The 23,017-nt window shown below is 35.9% G+C and carries 20 protein-coding genes; 6 read left to right on the plus strand and 14 right to left on the minus strand.

What is annotated here, in order from left to right; genetic code table 11:
• Nucleotides 1–315: 315 nt before the first annotated feature.
• Nucleotides 316–1,047 carry an FMN reductase gene (gene msuE, locus B9T31_RS01180; protein ID WP_086180133.1) on the plus strand — a complete coding sequence of 244 codons (732 nt, stop codon included), beginning with the start codon at nucleotides 316–318 and terminating at the stop codon, nucleotides 1,045–1,047.
• Between the two features lie 313 nt (nucleotides 1,048–1,360).
• Here msuE and B9T31_RS01185 read toward each other — a convergent pair whose 3' ends face one another.
• Both B9T31_RS01185 and B9T31_RS01190 read right to left on the minus strand, forming a co-directional pair.
• Nucleotides 1,361–2,668, minus strand: coding sequence for a CitMHS family transporter (locus tag B9T31_RS01185; RefSeq protein ID WP_086180134.1), 1,308 nt, complete (start codon nucleotides 2,666–2,668; stop codon nucleotides 1,361–1,363).
• A 222-nt stretch (nucleotides 2,669–2,890) separates the two neighbouring features.
• The gene (locus B9T31_RS01190) at nucleotides 2,891–3,514 is read right to left on the minus strand and encodes a LysE family translocator (RefSeq protein WP_086180135.1); all 624 of its coding nucleotides are present in this window, start codon (nucleotides 3,512–3,514) and stop codon (nucleotides 2,891–2,893) included.
• Nucleotides 3,515–3,645: 131 nt separating this feature from the next.
• Here B9T31_RS01190 and B9T31_RS01195 point away from each other — a divergent pair, with 131 nt between their 5' ends.
• The 3 genes from B9T31_RS01195 (at nucleotide 3,646) to B9T31_RS01205 (ending at nucleotide 5,496) form a co-directional block, all read left to right on the plus strand.
• Nucleotides 3,646–4,131: an Lrp/AsnC family transcriptional regulator gene (locus tag B9T31_RS01195; protein WP_086180136.1), complete on the plus strand. Its 486-nt coding sequence runs from the start codon at nucleotides 3,646–3,648 to the stop codon at nucleotides 4,129–4,131.
• A 114-nt stretch (nucleotides 4,132–4,245) separates the two neighbouring features.
• Nucleotides 4,246–4,644 (plus strand): DoxX-like family protein, encoded by a 399-nt coding sequence (locus B9T31_RS01200; protein WP_086180137.1) that lies wholly within the window; start codon nucleotides 4,246–4,248, stop codon nucleotides 4,642–4,644.
• 15 nt (nucleotides 4,645–4,659) lie between these two features.
• Nucleotides 4,660–5,496 (plus strand): SDR family NAD(P)-dependent oxidoreductase, encoded by an 837-nt coding sequence (locus B9T31_RS01205; RefSeq protein ID WP_086180138.1) that lies wholly within the window; start codon nucleotides 4,660–4,662, stop codon nucleotides 5,494–5,496.
• A gap of 43 nt (nucleotides 5,497–5,539) precedes the next feature.
• Here B9T31_RS01205 and B9T31_RS01210 read toward each other — a convergent pair whose 3' ends face one another.
• Together B9T31_RS01210 and acs are read right to left on the minus strand one after the other, a co-directional pair.
• Entirely contained in the window at nucleotides 5,540–6,718 is a 1,179-nt protein-coding gene (locus B9T31_RS01210) for an acyl-CoA dehydrogenase family protein (protein ID WP_086180139.1), read from the minus strand.
• A gap of 142 nt (nucleotides 6,719–6,860) precedes the next feature.
• Nucleotides 6,861–8,804 (minus strand): acetate--CoA ligase, encoded by a 1,944-nt coding sequence (acs, locus tag B9T31_RS01215; RefSeq protein ID WP_086180140.1) that lies wholly within the window; start codon nucleotides 8,802–8,804, stop codon nucleotides 6,861–6,863.
• Nucleotides 8,805–9,376: 572 nt separating this feature from the next.
• On the opposite strand from acs, the gene B9T31_RS01220 reads away from it, so the two are divergent.
• Complete coding sequence (locus tag B9T31_RS01220) at nucleotides 9,377–10,360, plus strand: mechanosensitive ion channel family protein (RefSeq protein ID WP_086180141.1); 984 nt, start codon at nucleotides 9,377–9,379, stop codon at nucleotides 10,358–10,360.
• On the opposite strand, the gene B9T31_RS01225 is transcribed toward B9T31_RS01220, so the two are convergent.
• From B9T31_RS01225 to prfB, 5 genes are all read right to left on the minus strand, one after another.
• On the minus strand, nucleotides 10,337–11,047 hold the full coding sequence (locus B9T31_RS01225) for a 16S rRNA (uracil(1498)-N(3))-methyltransferase (protein ID WP_086180142.1): 711 nt from the start codon (nucleotides 11,045–11,047) through the stop codon (nucleotides 10,337–10,339). The two genes, B9T31_RS01220 and B9T31_RS01225, sit on opposite strands and share 24 nt — an antisense overlap.
• Nucleotides 11,048–11,060: 13 nt before the next feature.
• Entirely contained in the window at nucleotides 11,061–12,344 is a 1,284-nt protein-coding gene (locus B9T31_RS01230; protein WP_086180143.1) for a 3-deoxy-D-manno-octulosonic acid transferase, read from the minus strand.
• Between the two features lie 93 nt (nucleotides 12,345–12,437).
• Entirely contained in the window at nucleotides 12,438–13,523 is a 1,086-nt protein-coding gene (locus B9T31_RS01235) for an alkene reductase (RefSeq protein ID WP_086180144.1), read from the minus strand.
• Nucleotides 13,524–13,543: 20 nt separating this feature from the next.
• Nucleotides 13,544–13,843 carry an ArsR/SmtB family transcription factor gene (locus B9T31_RS01240; protein ID WP_086180145.1) on the minus strand — a complete coding sequence of 100 codons (300 nt, stop codon included), beginning with the start codon at nucleotides 13,841–13,843 and terminating at the stop codon, nucleotides 13,544–13,546.
• 140 nt (nucleotides 13,844–13,983) lie between these two features.
• Nucleotides 13,984–15,079 (minus strand): peptide chain release factor 2 gene (prfB, locus tag B9T31_RS01245; protein ID WP_139840889.1). Its coding sequence is split into 2 segments (ribosomal slippage): nucleotides 13,984–15,006 and nucleotides 15,008–15,079, totalling 1,095 coding nucleotides; the frame shifts between segments, so codons are not numbered across the junction.
• Between the two features lie 368 nt (nucleotides 15,080–15,447).
• Between prfB and B9T31_RS01250 the strand changes: the two genes are divergently transcribed.
• Nucleotides 15,448–16,224 (plus strand): putative porin, encoded by a 777-nt coding sequence (locus B9T31_RS01250; RefSeq protein WP_086180147.1) that lies wholly within the window; start codon nucleotides 15,448–15,450, stop codon nucleotides 16,222–16,224.
• Between the two features lie 194 nt (nucleotides 16,225–16,418).
• On the opposite strand, the gene B9T31_RS01255 is transcribed toward B9T31_RS01250, so the two are convergent.
• From B9T31_RS01255 to guaB, 5 genes are all read right to left on the minus strand, one after another.
• Nucleotides 16,419–17,354 (minus strand): bifunctional helix-turn-helix transcriptional regulator/GNAT family N-acetyltransferase, encoded by a 936-nt coding sequence (locus B9T31_RS01255; protein WP_086180148.1) that lies wholly within the window; start codon nucleotides 17,352–17,354, stop codon nucleotides 16,419–16,421.
• Between the two features lie 255 nt (nucleotides 17,355–17,609).
• A complete protein-coding gene (recJ, locus tag B9T31_RS01260) occupies nucleotides 17,610–19,328 on the minus strand; it encodes a single-stranded-DNA-specific exonuclease RecJ (protein ID WP_086180149.1) in 1,719 nt (572 codons plus the stop codon).
• Entirely contained in the window at nucleotides 19,329–19,985 is a 657-nt protein-coding gene (pdxH, locus tag B9T31_RS01265; protein WP_086180150.1) for a pyridoxamine 5'-phosphate oxidase, read from the minus strand. It lies immediately after the preceding gene.
• A gap of 9 nt (nucleotides 19,986–19,994) precedes the next feature.
• A complete protein-coding gene (gene glmM, locus B9T31_RS01270; RefSeq protein WP_086180151.1) occupies nucleotides 19,995–21,326 on the minus strand; it encodes a phosphoglucosamine mutase in 1,332 nt (443 codons plus the stop codon).
• Between the two features lie 115 nt (nucleotides 21,327–21,441).
• A complete protein-coding gene (guaB, locus tag B9T31_RS01275) occupies nucleotides 21,442–22,908 on the minus strand; it encodes an IMP dehydrogenase (protein ID WP_086180152.1) in 1,467 nt (488 codons plus the stop codon).
• Nucleotides 22,909–23,017 lie beyond the last annotated feature (109 nt).

The raw sequence follows: 23,017 nt of genomic DNA on the forward strand, positions 1-23,017 counted from the left end.
AGGATTTAGGATACGTAATTGATCATATTTTTGAATAAAATTTGAGATTTATATACAAATAATGCATGTATTTTCGTATTTTTAAAAATCTAATCACTTTTTCTTATAAAATTCATACAGGGATTAAAACAACTTTGTATCATTTAATATGATTATATTTTTCAATAAGTTAAGTATCATTTTATATGAAATATCAAATATATATCACTTATATCTAAAAATATGATAACTAATATTTTTTTCATTATTTTACTGTCATGTTCACTTATTAGTTAATAACAAGTATTCCGAGATATATAACTTTTAGGTTTCAAAATGTCTAACATTAATCAACAAAAACCATTAAATATTGTTGCCGTTTCAGGTGGACTCAATAACCCGTCTAAAACAGAAGCTTTAGTTCAAGCAATTATAAATGAATTAGGTGAAGCAACACCCATCAATGTTCACTTCATTAAATTTAGTGAAATTGGTTCTTTATTAGGTGGTGCAATTTATCGCAATCAACTCCCTCAGCGAGTACAAGATGATTTAGCCGCAGTGGAAGCTGCAGATGCTTTAATTGTTGGAACGCCTGTTTATCGCGCATCTTTCACAGGTTTATTTAAACATTTCTTTGATTTTGTGGAACAAACTGCTTTAGTTGATGTTCCAGTATTATTGGCAGCATCAGGCGGTAGTGATCGTCATGCTTTAGTACTTGAGCATCAATTACGCCCATTATTTAGTTTCTTCCAAGCACAAACTTTACCAATTGGCGTTTATGCAACAGATCGTGACTTTACGCCTGAATATACAATTCATAGTGAATTATTACGTGATCGTATTACTTTAGCTGTTGCACGTGCATTACCAATTCTTGAGTGGGCGCCTGCCAAAGGTCAACGTGCTGAAGTCATTAAAGAAAAATCTCAACAAGCGAGTCAAAATTTAGGGATTAATAAGCAAATTGAACAAGAGGAAGTTCTTCCCTCTGCAGCAGTTCCAAGCCTAGATGCTGCTGAAGCCCTGTTACACCCAAATAAGCCAAAAACTCATGTTGCTTAATTTATTTGATATTCAATAAAAAGAAGTAACACAAATCAAAAACTTTCCCATGTTGGAGTGTTTTCCCTAAATGTAATAATGGCATCTTACAATTAGGGCTCATGCTCCAACACAAGAAAGTCATCAATATAAATAAATAGAAAATATCTTTTCTTCAAAATAATTTAAAAATATTATGAAATTCCAAGTTTCCCTTCAAGGCTCGGCTTGAAGGTTTTTTTTATGATGAAAAATTTTATGCTAACGATCACATTAGAAAAACATTAAAAACTTCTCAAAACCTGTCTTTTCATAGCACAGATTTTATCTACAATTAATACAAACCTAATAAATAACCAACTGCCAATAGGTAAAAACTATATAGCCAAATCCAGCCAAATGAATAACGTAAATGGCGCCCCATTTCTGTACCCGCCAATCCCATGGCTAACCATGTCGCAGGTGAAAATGGACTTACAAATGTGCCTGCATTATTTCCAATAGCCATTGCATAGACAACTGAATTTGGAGATACGCCTGCTGTTGCTGTTACTTCCTGAACAATTGGTAATAAAGCAAAGTAATAGGCATCTGTACTGGTAAATAAATCCATAGGAACACCAAGAACTCCTACAAAGATATGTAAACCTCCTACCCATGTGCTTGGTAAAATATAAATTAAATCAACAGCAATGGACTTTAACATTCCAGAATCTGACAAAATTCCTAAAAATGCACCCGCAGCAAAAATAATTGCAACCATGCTTAACGCTTGCGGTGCATGACGACTAATCGCCTGCATTTGTTCTTTAGGATTTGGAAAATTAATTAGCAGCACTAATGCTAAGGCAATCATAAATACATAAGGTGCTGAGAACAATCCAAAGGCTAGACAAGTAATTGCACTTAAAATTAAGACAATATTAATAATAAAGTTTTTAGGTTTAATTTCCGTATTACTATCTTCAGGTAAATCTTTAATTAAACAGTCTTGTTCAAATGGTGTCGTCCCCATAAGCTTTGCTTTCGCAATTCGACGTTGCTCTCTTAATCCCATGATTGCAGCAAAAGCAACCATTCCAAGCATTCCTAAAATTTGTACAGGAATAATGTGTTGCCATAAAAAGGCAGCATCTATTCCTGTCACAGCAGAAGCTCTACCCAGTGGCCCTCCCCATGGCACCATATTCATCACGCCCATACTACCAGCCATGAGTAAAAGCATTAAATATGGACTCATTCCTAATTGACGATATAAAGGAAGTAAAGCAGGAATAATAATTAAAAAAGTTGCTGCACCTGAACCATCTAGATGGACAAATCCAGCAATAATCGTGGTTACGATAGCGACAATAACAACATTCCCTTTTGTCAATGTAACCATTCTTTTTATTAACGGATCAAAAATGTGTAATTCTTTTAAAATACTAAAAAATAAAATTGCAAATAAAAACATAACCGCTACTTTCGTAACTTTCGTTATCCCTGATTCAAAGAAAGTTGCAACTTCGGATGGAGAAAAACCCGCAATAAATGCGCCAATAAGTGGAATAATAGACATCGCAAAAATTGGATTTGCCTTGCCCATCATCAATAATGTCACAATAGTAACAATAATTAGAATCCCGATTAGAGTTAACATCAGAATCAGATACTCCATGTAATTAATTTAGTTTTATGGGAAATAATATGCTTTTATAATAGTGATATATTACTCAATAAATATTATTTATTTAAAATATAATACATTTATATACTTTAAAACAAATTATTTATCGTTTTAATACAATATAATGATTTATATTAAATTTAATCTTGTAATTGATACTTTTAAATGAAGGATATAACTTTTTTAACAACCTAATTAACCAATATTTATTTCGCTATATAGCATTGAAAGTGCTAAAAGCCCCATAATACTTGATAAGATTTTTAATAATATTTGTTGTATTCTTACACTAGTTAATTTTACTTTTAATTGTGAAGAAAAAATAATATATCCTGAACCAACGAACATAAGCGTCATGATTGTCATCAACAATAAGAATATGCTGAGATGAGGCAAAGACTGAGAACCAAAAATAGTCGGTACCAATGCGAAATAAAATGAAATTGTTTTAGGGTTACTCAAGGTAAGTAATAAACCATCGCGATAGGAGGAAAAACTTGCGTTAATTTTAAGTGAATATTCCAACAAATTTTCTTTAATAATCCAAAATTTATATGCTAAATATAGCAAATAAATAGATGACCCGATTGTAAGATAAAAAGTAAATCGCGAATTTATTTGTGTAATGGTTGTCATCATAAAAATAGAGATCGATAAATAAATTATATCTCCAGTAATAAGGCCAAATAGCATCATCCAACCATTTCTTTTTCCTTGTGAAATCGTTTTCAACATAATTCCAATCATGCCAGGTCCCGGTATAAAAGCTGCGAAAGCTAACGTGAAAATATACGTGATCATTTGTATTTTAAGTTCCATCATCATGTCATTTTATGGCTAATTTCGTTTTATATTTTTTTATAAAACCATAGGTAAATGTGTTCTATTCATTTCCCATAATGATAAAAATAAGGTATAAAATACCCTTAAATGATTATTTTTAGAAAAATATGCCTGAAGTTAAAATAGATAAGACAGATGCTAAAATTTTAGAAATTCTTCAGATAGATTCTAGAATTACCAATGCTGATCTGTCCGAACAGCTTGGAATGTCAAATTCGCCTTGCTGGCGCAGAGTCAAACAATTAGAAGATACAAAAATTATTCAAGGTTATGGTGTATTTCTAGATCGGAAAAAAATTGGTCTAGGGGTCATGGTCTTTATTCGCGTTTCAATTGATAGTCATAGTGAAAAAGAAGCAAAAAAATTCGAAGAGCAAGTTATTGCTTTAGACCATGTGATTGCATGCTATAGTATTGGTGGAGATGCTGATTTTTTACTGCAAGTTGTTTCTCCAGACTTAGATACCTATGCTGATTTTTCCATGTCCATCATTCGACGTTTACCAGGAATTAAAGAAATGCAAAGTATGTTTGTTCTAAAAGAAATTAAGCCCTTTTTATCTTTTCCGATTCAGCATCAATATTCAAAATAAGTATGAAAGGTAACCGTTAGAATTCTATCTTCTAGCTGTCTCTTACAAATCAGTCTACTTTAATTAATTTATCTCAATTATTTTCAATAAAATTAATATTTCAAATACGATAATATGAACAATTTAAAAGCATTAACCTTCATTAATATCACTCTTGCCTTTTTATGGTTTTATCAGGGTTTAGTTCCTAAGCTTCTGTTTACTAATACAGATGAAATTGCCATCTGGCAATGGGTTGGACTATCTTATGATCACGCAAAATTAGCTGGTCAAACTTCAGGCATCATTGAAATATTTTTTGGATTAGCATTTCTTTGCACGACCCATCGTTACTTACACTTTTTAAGTATTTTCGGTCTAATATGTTTATTAATACTGGTTGCATGCTTACTTCCAAATACATTAATTGGTGCATTCAATCCAGTTGTCATGAATATCGCCATGATTAATCTCTCTATTTTATATTTATTCCTCAAGCCTACACAGGTTCAAATCCCCATACCAAAAATTTAAAATAAAGGAATCGCAATGAATCAACTTCAAACAAAAGGCTGCGTGGTTATAACTGGTAGTAGTAAGGGCATTGGCTTTGGTTTAGCCCAAGCATTTCTTCAGAAAAATTATTGCGTAGTTCTTTCTGGACGAGATCAAAATCAACTTAATTCGGCATATCATCAATTACTAAAACAATTTGATGCATCAAAGATTCATTGCATTCAATGCGATGTTACTCAAAAAATAGATCTTGAAAATTTATGGCATCAAGCAATTCAAAAATTTAATAATATCGAAATTTGGATTAATAATGCAGGGGGTAGCACGGCAACTTTAGACTTTAAAGACATTTCTAATTTTGATATCGAAAATACAGTTAAAACAAATATATTGGGAACAATGCTTGGTTCTCAGGTGGCGTTACAAGGAATGATCAAGCAAAATTTTGGTCAAATTTTTAATATGGAAGGTTGGGGAAGTAAAGGAGAATGGAGCTCAGGTATGACCGTTTATGCGACGACAAAATATGCCGTGAGTTATTTTAGTAAAGCTCTCGTTAAAGAAGCAAAATCATCTCCCATTTGTGTTGGTACATTAAGCCCTGGCATGGTTGCAACAGATCTACTGATTACTTCATGGAAGAATGGCAACGTGCAAAACTGGAAGAAAATGAAGCGCTTATTTTTCTTTATCATTGATCCACCAGAAATCGTCTGTCAGTATTTGGTGAGAAAAATCATTCAAAACCAAAGAAAGCATGCCCGCATCGTCTGGATGACCCCATGGCGTCTATTTTTAAGATTTTTTCAACCTTCATATTGGAAAAGAAACCCTGTTAAAGATACCGATTTAGAACACCTTGGTCACTGAGAATTTATATATTTCAATAAATTCTCTGCCATAAACGTCATCACTATGAATAAAAACCTGGATTTGGAACTTTGCCTGTAAGCACCCATTCCCCAATTTCCTGATATTTATAATCTACAGGATCATGTAACGTTTGAGTTCTTACATTTCGCCAAAAACGATCTAAATTTAACTTTGCTGTTGTCGCACGAGCACCCAAAACTTGGAAAATATTTTGAGTGATATATAACGATGTATTCGTTGCAGCAATTTTGGCTGTAATCACCGCAATAGAAACTTCTCCGCGTTGTTCTGCTGTAAGCTCTTCGCCAATATTCCAAGCCGATTGCAATGCTTCAATTGCTTTATTGGCAAGTAAGCGAACACTTTCTAATTGCACATAAAATTCAGCAAAATGTTTTTGAGTAAATGGATCATTGACTGCATTTTCAACTAAAGAAGTTGACCATGCTTTTTGTGTCTGAATTGTTTGTTTAGCAACTTCAAAGGCTCCTTCAGCAACCCCTAAAAACAAATGCACAAAAATAAGCTGTGCAATTAATGGTCGCAAACTTGAATATGGTGTGCTTAAAGGACCAGGATTCAATAATAATTCTTCTTGTTGTATGTGAACGTGCTCAAAGTGGCTGGTACCGCTGTCTGTTTGACGTTGCCCCATATTATTCCAATCACCTAAAAAACTAACACCTTTACGGGCTGTTGGAATTACACCTATTAATAATTTTCCTGCTTCGTTATACCCTGAGCACAATAAAATATCTGAATCTATTGAACCTGAACAGAAACTTTTATCACCATGAAAAACATATTCATGTTCAGATATTTTTGTTGCAGTTGTTCTTCTATCTAGCGGATTTAAAGTATTTCCCCAAAATAAATGTGCTTGTGCAGTTTGTTTAAACCATGCTCCATATTGTTCAGGTTGTGCGAATAATTGAACTGTCGCAATTAATAAATGATGGAAACCATAGACATGTGCAAGTGAACTATCGACCTGTGCAATCGTTTGAATCGTTTTATAAATGGTCTTCCAATCTGCACCTTGTCCACCAAACTGTTTGGCAATCGATAAACTTAACAAACCACTTTTACGAATTAAATCACGTTCAAACTTTGGATTTCCACCTTGTTTATCACGCTGTGCTGCCGTTGTTGCAAATTGTTGAGCTAGCTGTTGTGCGATCTCAATTGGGTCAGATAATGTTGAAGATACAGCATTCATATTATTTGCGTCTTTTCGTTTCATTTGTACAATATTTTTAGCTTAGCAGAGCTCGATTCTAGACTTTATCTCAATGTCTGCTGAGCTTATCTTAAAAAGCAAATTACCATTTGATTTTCCAAATGGTAATGTTTTGCATCCATTAATGCTTTGGGTACACTGTCTTAATCAAATATTCAACTACTTGAGGCTCTGCCAATGTTGAAGTATCCCCCAAACTATCCAGTTCATTGGCCGCAATTTTACGTAAAATCCGACGCATAATTTTTCCCGAACGTGTTTTTGGTAATGCTGGTGCCCAATGTAAAGCATCTGGTGTTGCAACAGGACCTAAAATTTTACGTACCCATGCAATCAACTCAGCCCTCAGTTCATCAGACTCATCAACGCCCACTTGTAATGTCACAAACGAACAAATTCCTTGTCCTTTAATATCATGGGGCATTCCGACTACCGCTGCTTCTGCAACATATTCATGTGCAACAAGCGCACTTTCAATTTCAGCTGTTCCTAGACGATGACCTGAGACATTTAATACGTCATCCACTCGTCCCGTGATCCAATAATAACCATCTTCATCTCTTCTTGCGCCATCACCAGCAAAATATCGACCTGGATATGTTGAAAAATAGGCTTCTATAAAGCGTTTAGGATCTCCCCAGATTGTTCGCATTTGCCCAGGCCAAGAATCTTTGATAATCAAATTTCCTTCAGCAGCACCTTCAAGCTCAATACCATCAGCATCCACAAGTGCAGGCTGAATACCAAATAATGGACGTGTTGCTGAACCAGGTTTTAATGGTGTTGCACCAGGCAATGGAGAGATTAAAATTCCACCCGTTTCAGTTTGCCACCATGTATCTACAATCGGACAGCGTTCTTCTCCCACCACTGTATAATACCAATTCCAAGCTTCAGGGTTGATTGGCTCACCGACTGAACCGAGTAACCTTAAACTACTTCGATTACTTTCACGAACAAATTGATCACCTTCACGCATCATGGCGCGAATTGCTGTTGGTGCGGTATAAAGAATCGTAATATTGTGTTTATCTACAATATGTCCAGTCCGTGCCCATGTTGGATATTGAGGAATTCCCTCAAACATGACGGTAGAAATACCATTTGAAAGTGGGCCATAGAGTACATATGAATGTCCTGTAATCCAGCCAACATCCGCTGTACACCAAAAAACATCATCCTGTTTGATATCAAAAACTTCTCTGAATGTACTATTCACATAAGTTAAATAACCACCAGTTGTATGTAATACACCTTTCGGTTTCCCAGTAGAACCAGAGGTATACAAAATAAAGAGTGGATCTTCAGCATTCATCGGCTCAGGTGGACAATCATCTGTGACGGTCATAATTTCCATGTGATACCATAAATCTCGTCCTGCTTTCATGGTAATTGGATTGCCTGAACGGTGGACAACGATCACATTTTCTACCGATTCAGTACCTGAAATTTCTAAGGCTGCATCTACATTTTCTTTGAGGAAAATTGGCTTTCCACCACGCATTCCTGAATCTGCCGTAATAACGACTTTGGCTTGACAATCTTCAATACGACTTGCCAAAGAATCTGGCGAGAATCCACCAAAAACCACACAGTGCACTGCCCCAATACGCGCACATGCCAGCATTGCAATTGCGGTTTCAGAGACCATTGGCATATACAATACCACCCGATCCCCCTTCTTCACGCCATTCTTTTTTAATACATTTGCAAAGCGACACGTTTCATCATGCAACTCCACAAATGAAATAATTTTGTGTCGTGATGGATGATCTCCTTCCCAAATAATAGCAGGCTTATAGGGGTGCTCTTTTAAATGTCGATCTAGGCAATTTGCGCTAATATTTAATTGACCATCTGCAAACCATTCAATTTTAAAATGATCTGGATCAAAACTCGTATTTTTTACTTGAGTAAATGGTTTAATCCATTCTAGTTTATGTGCTTGTTCTGCCCAAAATGCATCAGGATTTTCAATAGAATATTGATACCTTTTAAAGTATTCATCTTCATTGGTCCGCGCTGTTCTTTTAAATCCTTCCGGTACTGGATAAATCTCTTTCATACGCTACTTCCTTGATATTTACATCTCATCACGAAATGCCATGCCTAATTCTCAATTTGTTATACATGCATGCTGTCTCAGTATGGCGACTATTTTTTACACTATTCAATACATCTTTGGTCGTACAATCTTATTTCCATTTCATATCAAAGAATGGATTGATTTATCTTTAAAATATATTTGCTTCGCTTCGTCTAAAAAAGCCCCCCTTAGTATTTTTTCATTCAATTCTCTAAAATTTCAATTGAACATTTTTCTAATTTAATTCTATCACTATGCCTCAAATGTATAATTAATATACTATTATTTATGCTAAATGTATCTCGTAATATTCATTTTTGCTTTCTAGGTAATCAATCAGAAATATATAAAAATAATGTGTTAAAACGCTTACTTCAAACCATTAAAAATATTATCTCCATTATTTTTCCTTCTTTTAAACTAAAATAGCACCTTGAATATCTAAACATATAAATAAATTTCTGCCAGAATATCGCTCGTATACGATAAACAAAAATTAAATTGTTTATATGCAATAAATCACCCTATTCATCATTTTAATGGGAATAATAATGGCTGAACAAAAAGGTAGTTTGAGTGAACTTGTTGCTCAGGAAACATCTCAACTTCTACAAGAGGCAAGTGAAAGAACTGCTCAAACGGTCATCGCACATACCACAAAATACAATGATGCTTATGCAGCTATTGATAAAATTATTGATGGCTTTTGGTCTCGACTACCTTATATTTGTATTGCCCTTGTCGTTTTTACTATTTTTTATTTACTTTCAAAATTGTTTAAATTTTTTATTCGCAAAACATTAACTGAACGTTCATATAGCAAACAAAATCTCGTTTTAGTCCTCAATCGTGTGGGTAGCTCAGCGATTGTTTTCTTTGGTTTTCTGATCGCAATGGTTATCTCTGTTCCAGGATTTACTCCAGGTCAATTAATGAGTGCACTAGGGATTGGTTCTGTTGCCATTGGTTTTGCATTTAAAGATATCTTTCAAAACCTATTATCTGGCATTCTGATTTTACTTGGAGAGCCATTTAAAATTGGTGATGATATTATCGTGGGTGGAATGGAAGGAACCGTTGAAGATATTCAAATTCGTGCTACATTTTTACGTTCACCAGATGGTCGACGTATTGTCATCCCAAATGCGACCGTTTATACCAGTGCGGTTACTGTGAATACAGCATATCAACGTCGACGGTGTGAGTTTAATATCGGCATTGGTTATGAAGCTGATGTACAAAAAGCGAAAAATTTAATTCTTGAGATTCTAAATCAAGAACCGACTATCTTAAGTCAACCAAGTTTTAGCGTAAATGTAACAACACTGGCAGACTTTTCCATTCATTTGTCTGTTCGTTGGTGGATTAATACCACTGAAACATCCATTGCGACATCAGTAAGTAAAATACAAGAAGTCGTGATTGAACAATTTAATCAAAATGAAATTTCGATTCCTTATCCAATTCAAGAAATCAAAATCCAACATGATTCCATCAGCAATGCTTCGGCATTAACTCACAAACAAACGACCTAATATATAGGGAATAACGGTTTCAGTACGAATAATACGACTACCTAAGCTCATTGCTTGACAGCCATTTTTTATAAGTAAATCAATTTCATAGGAAATAAACCCACCTTCAGGTCCAACAATAAAAATACAAGGTCGATTGACTGCATGTGGCATCTCTTTTTCAGCATAAGGATGTGCGACAAAAGCAGGACTATTTACCGTAATAAGATGTGGTAAAACATCTTCTACAAATGGTTTAAATCGCTTATATTGTTCAATTTTAGGAGGATGAGTATCGCCCGCTTGTTCTAAACCTAAATGAATAAAATGATCTAATTGTTGCAAAAATGGAGTTTGCCAATAACTTTTATCCACACGATAACTGTGTAATAAAATAATTTTTTCAACACCTAAAGTCACACTGTCTGCAATTAATCGCCTTAATACTTTCGGTCTTGGTAATGCGAGAATTAACGTGACAGGAAGCTTTGCAGGCACTATTTCTTCAGATATAGGTTTTATTGACACAGCATGTTCAGATATGGCAACAACTTCTGTTAAATAACGTTTCCCTCTTAAAATACCAACCTTTAGGGTATCGCCTATATTAATTCCCACATGTACAGATAAATGTTCAAGTTGCCGTTTTGAAGTAATTTGCCAAATATCTGTCTTTGTCTGTCTTTCATCTAGCAGAACAATATTCATTGCATCAATCCAGTTATATTAAATACTGATCAATAACTTGAATATGCTTGTGCAAAGAACCTTTATTGGCACGCATAATATGATCTGCATTTAAATTCAATTGCTCAACTAAAATTGGATCAAAGGTTAATTGCACCAAAGCCTCTGCCGCCTCTGCAAATGTATGAACAACTTTAATGGCTTGAGCATCTACAAATTCATCAACAATTGTTTGAAAATTAATATAATTTTCCCCTAGAATAGTAGGTACATGCAATGCAAGTGGTTCTAAAATATTATGTCCACCACCAGGCTCATTTAAAGACCCTCCCACAAAGCATGCTTGGCTCAAAGCATACCATAGCCACATTTCACCCATGCTATCTGCCAAATAAACTTGCGTTTCTAATTGAATTGTTTCACGCAAACTACGACGATGTGTCTGCAATTCTAAGTCTTGGCACACCTGAAAAACTTCATCAAATCGTTCAGGATGTCTTGGCGCAACAATACATAGTAATTCCGAATATTGTTGTAAATATGGTTTTAATGCCTTAAGTAATAGTTCTTCTTCAGGCGCATGTGTACTGGCTAAAATGATAATTTTTCGTTCACTCAGCTGCCATTCTGACTGAAGCTGATGTGCCTGTTCAATAAACATTTGGGGTGCAGCAATATCAAATTTAATACTACCCACAACTTGTGCTTTTTCTGGTGATATTCCTAAATCAATAAATCGATCTAAAGTTGCCTGATCTTGTGCCAATAATTGTTTCAAACCTTGAAGCATTGGTTTCGTTAGCTGAGGTACTTTGGCATAGCCTTTCGCAGATTTTTCAGATAAGCGTGCATTAATTAACAAGCACGGTACATGCATTTGATTCGCTTGGTCTATTAAATTCGGCCATAATTCTGTTTCAACTAATGCCAATAATTTTGGTTGATATTTTTCTAAAAATTCACGAACTAAGTACTGCTGATCGGCTGGTAAATATACCGCTTGAAACAAATCTAAATAAGGGGCTTTTAAAAATAAAGATTTTGCACGTGCCTGTCCAGTTTTTGTTGTATTTGTCACAAGCACCGGATGCCCATGTTTTAAATAATGCGCTATTAAAGGTTGTGCTGCATTGGTCTCACCCACAGACACCGCATGGAACCAAATGGCTTGCGTATTTTTGACCATCTGAAAAGGGCCAAATCTTTCTAAAATTTCTTGTTGCAGTTGTTCAGTGCTATCCGCTCGTTTCTTGATCCGCCATTTATAGTAAGGCTTAATGAGAGTTAATGCTGCGTTATACCAAAATGGGGTAGCCAAATGAACTGCCTCAATATTTAATCAATGTAAAATATAACAGAGCCATATTCATAAGTTAATGAATATGGCTCAATATGTTACAAATTCATCACTTTAAACAGACTGAGTGTCGGTTATTAATGCAGATTCTAAACTTGGATAATCCGTATAACCTTCTGCTACAGTTGTCCCAATCATGTTCTCAAATCGAATTTCATTTAAAGGTGCATTTTGTACCAAACGCTCAAATAAATCTGGGTTTGAAATATAAGCTTTACCAAAAGAAACAGCATCGGCTTGTTCAGATTCAAGTAATGCCAAAGCATCTTCTCGAGTTAAGCGCATATTCGCAATGTATGGTACACCTGAACGTTGCTTTAATTCTTCTGAAATACTGTCATCCGCAAGATGTTCACGCGTAAAGAAAAAAGCAATATTACGCTTCCCTAATTCTTCAAGTGCATAGCCAAATGTTTCACGTGGATCATGATCACCCATATCATGTTCATCACCACGCGGTGCTAAATGAACACCTACACGCCCAGCTCCCCAAACCTCAATTAATACATCAACCACTGCTAATAAAAAACGAGCACGATTTTCAACTGAACCGCCATATTCATCTTCACGAAGATTGGTACTACTTTGTAAAAATTGATCAATCAAATAACCATTCGCAGCATGCAACTCTACACCATCAAAACCTGCCTCTTTTGCACGAATAGCAGCTTGTTTGAATTGCTCAATAATCGCATGAATTTCTGAAATTTCCAGTGGACGTGGAACAACATATTCTCGTTTAGGACGAAGCAAACTCACATGACCTGCTTGTTGTACCGCACTGGCAGAAACAGGTGTTTCACCCTTTAATAAATCTGGATGTGATACGCGTCCGACATGCCAAAGCTGTGCAACAATTAATCCACCTTTTTCATGAACCGCAGATGTCACATTTTTCCAACCTGCAACTTGTTCATCTGTGAATAATCCAGGGGTATTTAAATAGCCATTGGCTTCTTCAGAAATTACTGTTGCTTCAGAAATAATGAGACCTGCACTTGCACGCTGAGCATAATATTCTGTCATTAGGGCTGTAGGGACACGATCCGCAGTTGCACGACTACGTGTTAACGGTGCCATAATGACACGATTTTTTAAATGTAAATCACCAAGAATTAAGGGCGTGGTAAATTCAGCCATAACTACCTCTTACTCACTGCTTAAAGTGAGTTTTTTAAATAATTTATATACTGCTGAATCAAAACTTCATTGCGGGAGAAATAAGACCATTGCCCATGTTTATGGGCTTGAATTAGTCCTGACTGTTGTAAAACAGATAAATGATTTGACATGGTCGACTGAGAAACATTGCCTAATTTTTCAATATGACCAGCACAAACGCCACGTTTAAAGTCACCACATTCGGCTGTAGACAAAAATTGTTCGGGTGATTTTAACCACTCTAAAATTTGTCTACGCGTCGGATTGGCTAATGCTTTAAAAATTAAATCTATATCCATTTTCAAACACATCTAAGCATTGATTGCATGATTCAGCATACTACTTTTAATATATCGTATTTTTTAGATATTAATATCTATTTTTTTCGATGTATTAACAATTTCGCTGAATATTGCAATCTTTATTGGTTAAATAATAATTAAAGACCTTGCTTTAAACTTGCTTCAATAAATCGATCCAAATCACCATCAAGTACTGCACCCGTATTTGAATTCTCAACACCAGTACGTAAATCTTTAATCCGTGAGTCATCAAGTACATATGAGCGAATTTGACTGCCCCAACCAATTTCAGATTTGGTATCTTCCAACGCTTGAGCCGCTTCATTACGTTTACTCATCTCTAATTCATAGAGTTTTGCACGTAACTGTTTCCAAGCATGATCGCGGTTTGCATGTTGTGAACGCTGATTTTGACATGCCACGACAATGCCCGTTGGAGCATGCGTTAAACGTACTGCCGAATCAGTTTTGTTAATATGCTGACCACCTGCTCCCGATGCACGATAAGTATCCGTCCGGACATCTGCTGGGTTGATTTCAATTTCAATATTGTCATCCACTTCAGGAGAGACAAATACTGCTGAAAATGAGGTATGACGACGATTTCCTGAATCAAATGGTGATTTACGTACTAAACGATGTACACCAGATTCAGTCCGTAACCAACCATATGCATATTCACCATCAACACGAATAGTCGCAGACTTAATACCGGCAACATCGCCATCAGACTCTTCCATTAACTCTGCTTTAAAGCCATGACGTTCAATCCAACGTAAATACATTCGAAGTAACATCGAAGCCCAATCTTGTGCTTCAGTACCGCCTGAACCCGCTTGAATTTCCACATAACATGGATTTGGATCCATTGGATTATTGAACATACGGCGAAATTCTAATTGTGCTAACTCTTCCTCGGCAGTCGTCAATTCAGACTGCACGTCATTCAACAAACTATCATCATCTGCTTCAACAGCAAGATCAAGCATTGCTTGAGCATCTTCCAATTGAATTGAAAGCCCATCTAGAACATTCAACACATTCTCAAGTTCACCCTTTTCTTTAGCCATGGCTTGTGCACGGTTTTGATCATTCCAAATGGTCGGATCTTCTAATTCACGGAGAACCTCTTCTAAACGCTCTTTTTTCAGATCGTAGTCAAAGATACCCCCGTAATGTTTGACCACGGTCGTTTAAGTCTTTTAATTTGCTCAGATAAGGATTAATTTCCACGTAAAAACTCTCAATGCAGTGAATACTGATAAACTAAAATGCATTATAACATACAGAAAATGATCTAACTGAAAGGTCAAAATTTGAATTTATGTATTTAAAATCTATGAATTGTGGAGATTTTAGTCATTTTATCCTTCATTCATGGGCTATTTAATGAATATTTCATCATGAAAATTGCTTTTTTATGCTTTATTTTAATTTTTTTATTCAATTATTTCAAGTAGATAAACAATATCATTAACAGGAAATTTACAATAGTTACATCCCTATAACACTGATGGATTGTAAAATTAAATATATTTGCTTACACTGAAGTTGTAACAAAATATGTTTAATACTGTTTACACTTCAGAGGGTTTCAAACGATGAAAAAATTAGCAATTGCATCAGCATTACTTTCTGCCCTTGCACTCACAGGCACAGCAAATGCATACCAAGCTGAAGTCGGTGTAACAGCTGGCCTAGTAGATCCTGATAATTCCAGCACAAAAGGTATTTATGGTGTAGAAGGTACAGCATATTTTAAACCTGTACAAACACGTAATGCACCACTTGCTGAAGCTGCTTATTTAGACCGCGCAAGTAATGTCAATGCGCAATATGCTTATAGCAAAGTAGATGATGTTAAATTACATAACTATTCTGCAGGTGTTGAATATTTTGTACCAAATTCAGATTTTTACTTAGGCGGTGATATTGGTCGTCAAGATATGAAATTCAAGCATGATTCGAATTTCAATACGACCCTTTATTCTGCAGAAGTTGGTTATTTACCAGCACCTGGTTTGCTCGTTGCAGCTGGTGTAAAAGGTTATCATAACGATGATCATGACCGTACAGCACCAAGTTTACGTGCTAAATACGTTACTGAGCTTGCAAATGGTCAAGACATTAACTTAGAAGCTGGTGCAACTTTTGGAAATATTAAAGATTACAATCTTGCAGCAGATTACTACTTAGATAAAACACTGAGTGTTGGTGCTGATTATTACAAGCAAGATTTATTAGATAACCGTGAGTTTGGTATCACTGCACGTAAATTCTTCACACCAAGTATTAGCTTAGAAGGTCGTGTTGGTTTTGGTAAAGTGAATGACACTGACTATAATTCTTATGGTTTAGCAGCAAAATATCGCTTCTAATTCTATATAGTTTCATAAAGAACCGCTGTCATCAGCGGTTTTTTATTCATAAGAAAATAACAATAAAGCTCAAATGAAAATCAGATTTATTCTATAAAATATACACAGCATTACGTGCTCTTGATATTTAAACTTTATGTCTATTTTTTAAATTTAAATCGAGATAAGCCTACAAAATTACTGCAATTTCAAGCTCAGGATTTTAAATCTTTCAGCATATAAATATCACAAGAATTATGCCCCGTGCTTCCCACTGGCTTATCCAGTAATTTAAAACCAAAAGATTGGTATAAATCAACTGCAGCACTCAGTTCATTTAGAGATTCTAAATAGCAATACTGATATCCATATTCGATTGCTTTATTAATGGCTAAATTAATTAGTTTTCTACCAATACCTAATCCTGTAAGACTACTTTCAATATACAATTTTTGTAATTCACAATATTCTTCTCCAGCACCTAATAAAGGTGCAATTCCAACGCCCCCTTTTACTTTCCCCTCTATTTCTATGACCCAATAACCTGAGCCTTGCGTACAGTAAACTTCACTCAACTGATGAAGAGATGGATCATTTAAACTTACACCTTCAAGATGATCAATTTGATTATCTATAAAACTTTGTCGTATAACCGCAGCAATTTCGGCATTATCTTTAAGCTCGATTGGTCTTATATTTAACTGAATTTCTCTTTGTTTTCGTGCATTCTTCAAGGCTTTGGTGAAGTTTTTAACTGTGGATCGTAATTGCTGTAATTCTACTTCCGAAGAAAGCATAAGTGCTTCTGCTGTAAACTGATTGGCATATTGATTAATTTCAATTAACCTACTTTCTCCTTTTTCAGTCAATGAAAAAGTGACCGACCTAGCATCTGTGGGATTTATTTTTCTTGAAAGCAATTCACTTTTTTCCAACGTTTTTAATGTTCGGCTAATACTCGATTTTTCCACGCATAAAATATTCGCTAATTCTGTCACGCCCAAGCCCTGCTCGGTCTGATTTAACTCAATTAAAATATGACTCTGGAGAGGAGAAAGCTCCGTTCCTATTGTTTTACGACTGAGCATTCCTAATTCACGAACCAATTCACGGAAAGATGCTCGAAATAACTCTGTTTCTTTTGCTTGCATAGGATCACTCAAAATATATCAAATTTAGTTAACACTGTTAATTAAATTTAGTATATTCAAAATCAAATTTGATGCAAGATATTTAATCAATATTCATCCCTCAATTTTTTCAATGAATTAAATTTAAAGACAATGAAAACACGCTCATTCATTGATTGATAAGTGATACTCATAAAAAAAAGCCCAATCCGAATGGACTGGGCCTTTATAATTTTTATATTAAAAACAAGATCAATAAGATCCAGCATCACGTGATTAAGTTTTTTTAAGATTCTGACTTAAATAGAGTATTCGTAGTTGTAGTGAAATATTGCCATTAAATTCATTCCGAGCTAACTCATAGACAAGATCTACAACACCTAAAGCTGGATTAAAATCATATTTTTCAGCAGCATTAAATGCAATTGCTTCTACAACTTGCCCATTTTTTAGACCCAACCTAAGCTTAAGATGTTTCTCTTTTAACCAACGTGAATCCAAAACATCAAATTTTCCTTCAAAAATAGGTGCAGGAAATTTCTGCCCCCAAGGCCCTAAACTCTGTAATAGATCGACCGTACTGAGTTGAAAACTTTCACTGGGAAGTTCTCCATCCGTCAATAAAACTGAATCAAATAAACTTTCATCATATTGTGCAATTAGGTTTTCAAATTCAATTTTAAATGATTGAAATTGCTCTTTTTTTAAAGTTAAACCTGCAGCGGCCGCATGCCCACCAAAATGACTAATCATCTCTGGATGTTTTTCTGCAACCAATTCAATTGCATCGCGAATATGAATGCCATCAATCGAACGTGCTGACCCCTTTAAATGAATGCCATCTTCATCTGCTGCAAATACAATAGAGGGTCTATAAAATTGTTCTTTTAACCGACCTGCGACAATTCCAATAACACCTTGATGCCAATGCGTATCAAAAACGACAAGTGCTGCTGGTAATTGTTGCTGATCAAATTTCAACTTTTCAAGCTCTTGCAAGGCTTCTTGTTTAATTTGATTCTCAACTTGGCGTCGTTCAATATTTAAATGATCTAATTGTTGAGCCAATGGATAAGCCGTTTCAATATCGTCTGCCAATAAACACGCAATACCAATATCCATTGTTTCCATACGACCCGCAGCATTAATACGTGGTCCAATGACAAAACCTAAATCTGCTGCATGTAATTGTGCGGCATTTCTCCCAGCGATCTCAAGCAATGCACTAATTCCTGGGCGACATAAATGCTGTTGAATCCGTTTCAGTCCTGCATCAACTAAAATACGATTATTAAAATCTAAACTTGCCACATCTGCATAAGTACCCAAGGCAACCAAATCTAAATATTGAGTGACTTGGATAACCGATTTATGTTGTTTTTTACGATAACTTGATAAATTTGCAAGTAAATAAAATGCAACGCCAACACCCGCTAATGCTTTACTTGGAAACGCACAGCCTAATTGATTCGGGTTAACAACAGCATTAGCCGTAGGTGTTTCTTTGGTCGTAAGATGATGATCGGTAATAATTACCTGCATACCATGTGCTTGAGCTTGTGCTACACCCGTATGACTTGAAATTCCATTATCTACAGTGATCAACAAATCTGGTTGAAAACGCTGAAATGCTAAATCTGCAATTGCGGGTGTTAAGCCATAACCATATTTAAATCGATCTGGAACTAGATACTCAACCTGTGCACCAAACTCCTGAAGCGCAAGCACCATCAAGGCTGTACTGGTTGCACCATCGGCATCATAATCACCCACAATGACTATTTTTTGTTTTTCATCAATTGCACTATCGATAATCTGAATGGCTTGTTCCAAACCTTTCATGGTAGGTGCGAGTAAGTTTTTTAATTTAAGTTCAAGTTCCTTTTCCGAATGTACACCTCGTCCAGCAAGAATTCTTGCAACAAATTCGGGGAGGTCCTGAAAAATTTCAGGACGTGAAACTAAAGGACGTTGTTGGACAATCATTTCTTTCATTTAAGGCATAAGCCTTTGTAATGTCCAAATATCATTGGTTTTTTCATAAATCAAACGGTCATGTAACCGATTTGGTCGACCCTGCCAAAACTCATAATAGTCTGGGCATAAACGATATCCCCCCCAAAACTCGGGTTTCTCTAAAACACGGTCTTGCCCAACACGATCATATAATGCTTCAAATCGATTTTGTAATTCCTCACGACTCGCGATAATGCCACTTTGTGGCGTACTAATATGTGCTGCAATTTGGCTATCTCGTGGGCGTTTATGATAATAATCGGTCGACTCAACTTCTGAAATTTTTTCAACTCGCCCACTAATTCGAATTTGACGCTCTTGTTCTTGCCAATAAAATAAAATTTCAGCATAAGGATTTTCAGCCAAATCTAAGCCTTTTTGGCTGTCATAATTGGTATAAAAATCATAACCCGTTTCTGTTGCACCACGTAATAATACAGTTCTCACGTGCGGACGCCCTTGAGCATTTGCAGTTGCTAATGAGAGTGCATATGGTTCATGTAGTTTCGCTTCAAGTGCGTGATTAAACCAGTTTAAAAATTGCTGATGTGGGGTAGAACTTACATGATCTTCATGTAGTTCACCTTTTTGATAACTCAGACGCAATTCACTTAAATCTTTAATTAAATCTGTCATATTTATTCTCTAAATTGCATTGGCTTTAATAACATCTGCTAGATGGTTTGCTAATACTGTTACTTCTTCTAAATTTTCACCTTCAACCATCACACGAATCATCGGTTCGGTACCAGATTTTCGAATCAAGAGACGCCCTCGTCCCTTTAATTGTTGTTCTGCTTTCTCAAATTCAGTCACCAATGCGGGAATACTATACGGATCAAACATCTGTGTTAAGCTGACATTCACCAGTACATTTGGCAATAATGTAAAACCATCAATTAATTCATGTAATGCTTTATTTTGCTCAATCATCACAGTGAGTACTTGCAGTGAAGCAATAATAGCATCACCTGTTGTACTCTTATCCAAAGTCAAAATATGTCCAGATGGTTCACCGCCAATCACCCATCCTTTTTCTTCCAGACCTTGTAAGACATAACGATCACCAACATTAGCACGTAATAGTGGAATATTAACTTTCTCAAGTGCAAGCTCTAAAGCCATATTACTCATTAAAGTACCCACAATTCCGACAGGTTTTTGCGTGGTTTGTGTGCCTAAGATATACAAAATATGATCACCCGTCATCAGTTGGCCATTCTGATCGACCATCATAACCCGATCAGCATCACCATCAAACGCTATTCCTAGATCTGCACCATGCTCTATAACAGCGCGCTGTAACGATTCTGGATGCGTTGAACCACAGTTTTCATTAATATTTAAACCATTCGGTTCATTATGCAAAGTGATAACTTTTGCACCTAATTCACGATAAACAGCAGGTCCCACGTTATATGCGGAACCATTTGCACAATCCACAACAATTTTTAAGCGTGATAAATCATAGTGGTATGGAAAAGTTGATTTACAAAATTCAATATAGCGCCCATTGGCATCTTTAACACGAACACTTTTTCCTAAATTTGCAGTATCTTCAATATACAAATCATTGGCTAATTCTTGATTAATCGCATCTTGTATTTCATTCGGTAATTTTTTTCCATCACCTGAAAAAAATTTAATTCCATTATCAAAATATGCATTATGCGATGCTGAAATCACAATTCCTAAACTTGCATGCAATGCACGCGTTAAATGAGCAATAGCAGGTGTTGGTAGTGGCCCCAACAAATGTACATATACACCAGCAGCATTAAGCCCAGCTTGTAAAGCAGATTCTAAAATATAACCAGAAAGACGCGTATCTTTACCCAATACAACGATAGGTTTATTTTTTGTCGTCGCATTTTTTAAAACTTTTCCTGCTGCAAATCCTAATTTTAATGCAAACTCAGGTGTGATTGGAAATTCCCCAAATTTCCCACGAATTCCATCAGTACCAAAATAACTCATGTTTTGCTCACTACTTACGGTGGTCTTATCATTACAAATATTTTAATTACTTTACACCAAAAACAAAAAAGCCGTCACAGATATGACGGCATTTTCGTAAATAAACTAATAAAGCTTAGCCAACACGATAATTAGGTGCTTCTTTTGTAATCGTCACATCATGAACATGAGACTCTTGCATGCCTGCAGCCGTAATTTTGACAAATTTTGCATTCTGGCGTAAATCTTCAATCGTTGCAGAACCCGTATATCCCATAGATGAACTCAAACCACCCATCATTTGATGAATAATATTGCCCATTGGTCCTTTATAAGGTACTCGACCTTCAATTCCTTCTGGTACAAGTTTTTCTGCACCTGCTTTAGAATCTTGGAAGTAACGGTCTGCAGAACCTGTCGCACCCGCCATTGCACCTAATGATCCCATACCACGATATGCTTTATAATAACGACCTTGGAAAAACTCAACTTCTCCAGGAGCCTCTTCCGTTCCTGCAAGTAATGAACCAACCATAATCGTACTTGCACCAGCACCAATCGCTTTCGCCATGTCACCAGAGAAACGAATACCGCCATCTGCAATCAATGGAATTTGATCTTTTAACGCATTTGCAACACTATCAACGGCTGAAATTTGTGGCATTCCAATCCCTGCAACAATACGTGTCGTACAAATAGAACCCGGTCCTATTCCGACTTTCACCGCATCTGCACCTGCATCCAATAAAGCAAGCGCAGCATCACCTGTTGCAATATTACCACCAATAACTTGAACTTGAGGGTAATTTGCTTTCACCCAACGTACACGTTCAATCACACCAGCAGAATGGCCATGTGCGGTATCAACCACAATGACATCTACACCTGCATCAACCAATGCTTCTACACGACTTGGTGTTTCAATTCCTGTACCAACAGCAGCACCCACACGTAAACGACCTAAATCATCTTTACAGCTATTCGGATAAGATTCCGCTTTACGGAAATCTGTTACTGTAATCAGACCTTTGAGTTCATTATTGTCATTAACAACCAGTACTTTCTCAATGCGGTGTTTTTGCAGCAATGCTTGAATATTTTCTTTTGATTCATTTTCATGAACCGTAACAAGGCGATCATGCCCAGTCATAATATTACTAACAGGTTGCTCTAAATTCGTTTCAAAACGAGTATCACGACCTGTCACAATACCAACAACTTTGCCATCTTTAACAACAGGCACGCCACTAATATTATTTGCTTGCGTTAAGGCAATTAATTCACGAACCGTTGTTTCAGGTGTGACAGTAATTGGATCTTTCACCATTCCTGCTTCAAACTTTTTCACACGGCGAACTTCAGCAGCTTGGGCTGAAATATCCATATTTTTGTGTAAAATACCAATACCACCACTTTGTGCCATTGCAATGGCCATACGTGATTCTGTCACAGTATCCATAGCAGCTGAAACGAGTGGAATATTGAGTTGAATGCCACGAGTAAAACGTGTCTTTAATGAGACATCTTTTGGAAGGACAGTAGAATAGGCAGGGAGTAATAAGACATCATCGAAGGTGAGGGCTTCTTGAACGATGGTCAACATAACAGTCTCGCTGGTGATTTCCGTGCGCTATTATAAACAAATTTAGATTAAAAGTGCATTGTAATAATTAAAAGTTCATTTTTATTTAAAATGAACACTCTAATCCAGC

Origin of the sequence: Acinetobacter sp. ANC 4558, from assembly GCF_002135375.1 — a bacterium.
GTDB lineage: Bacteria > Pseudomonadota > Gammaproteobacteria > Pseudomonadales > Moraxellaceae > Acinetobacter.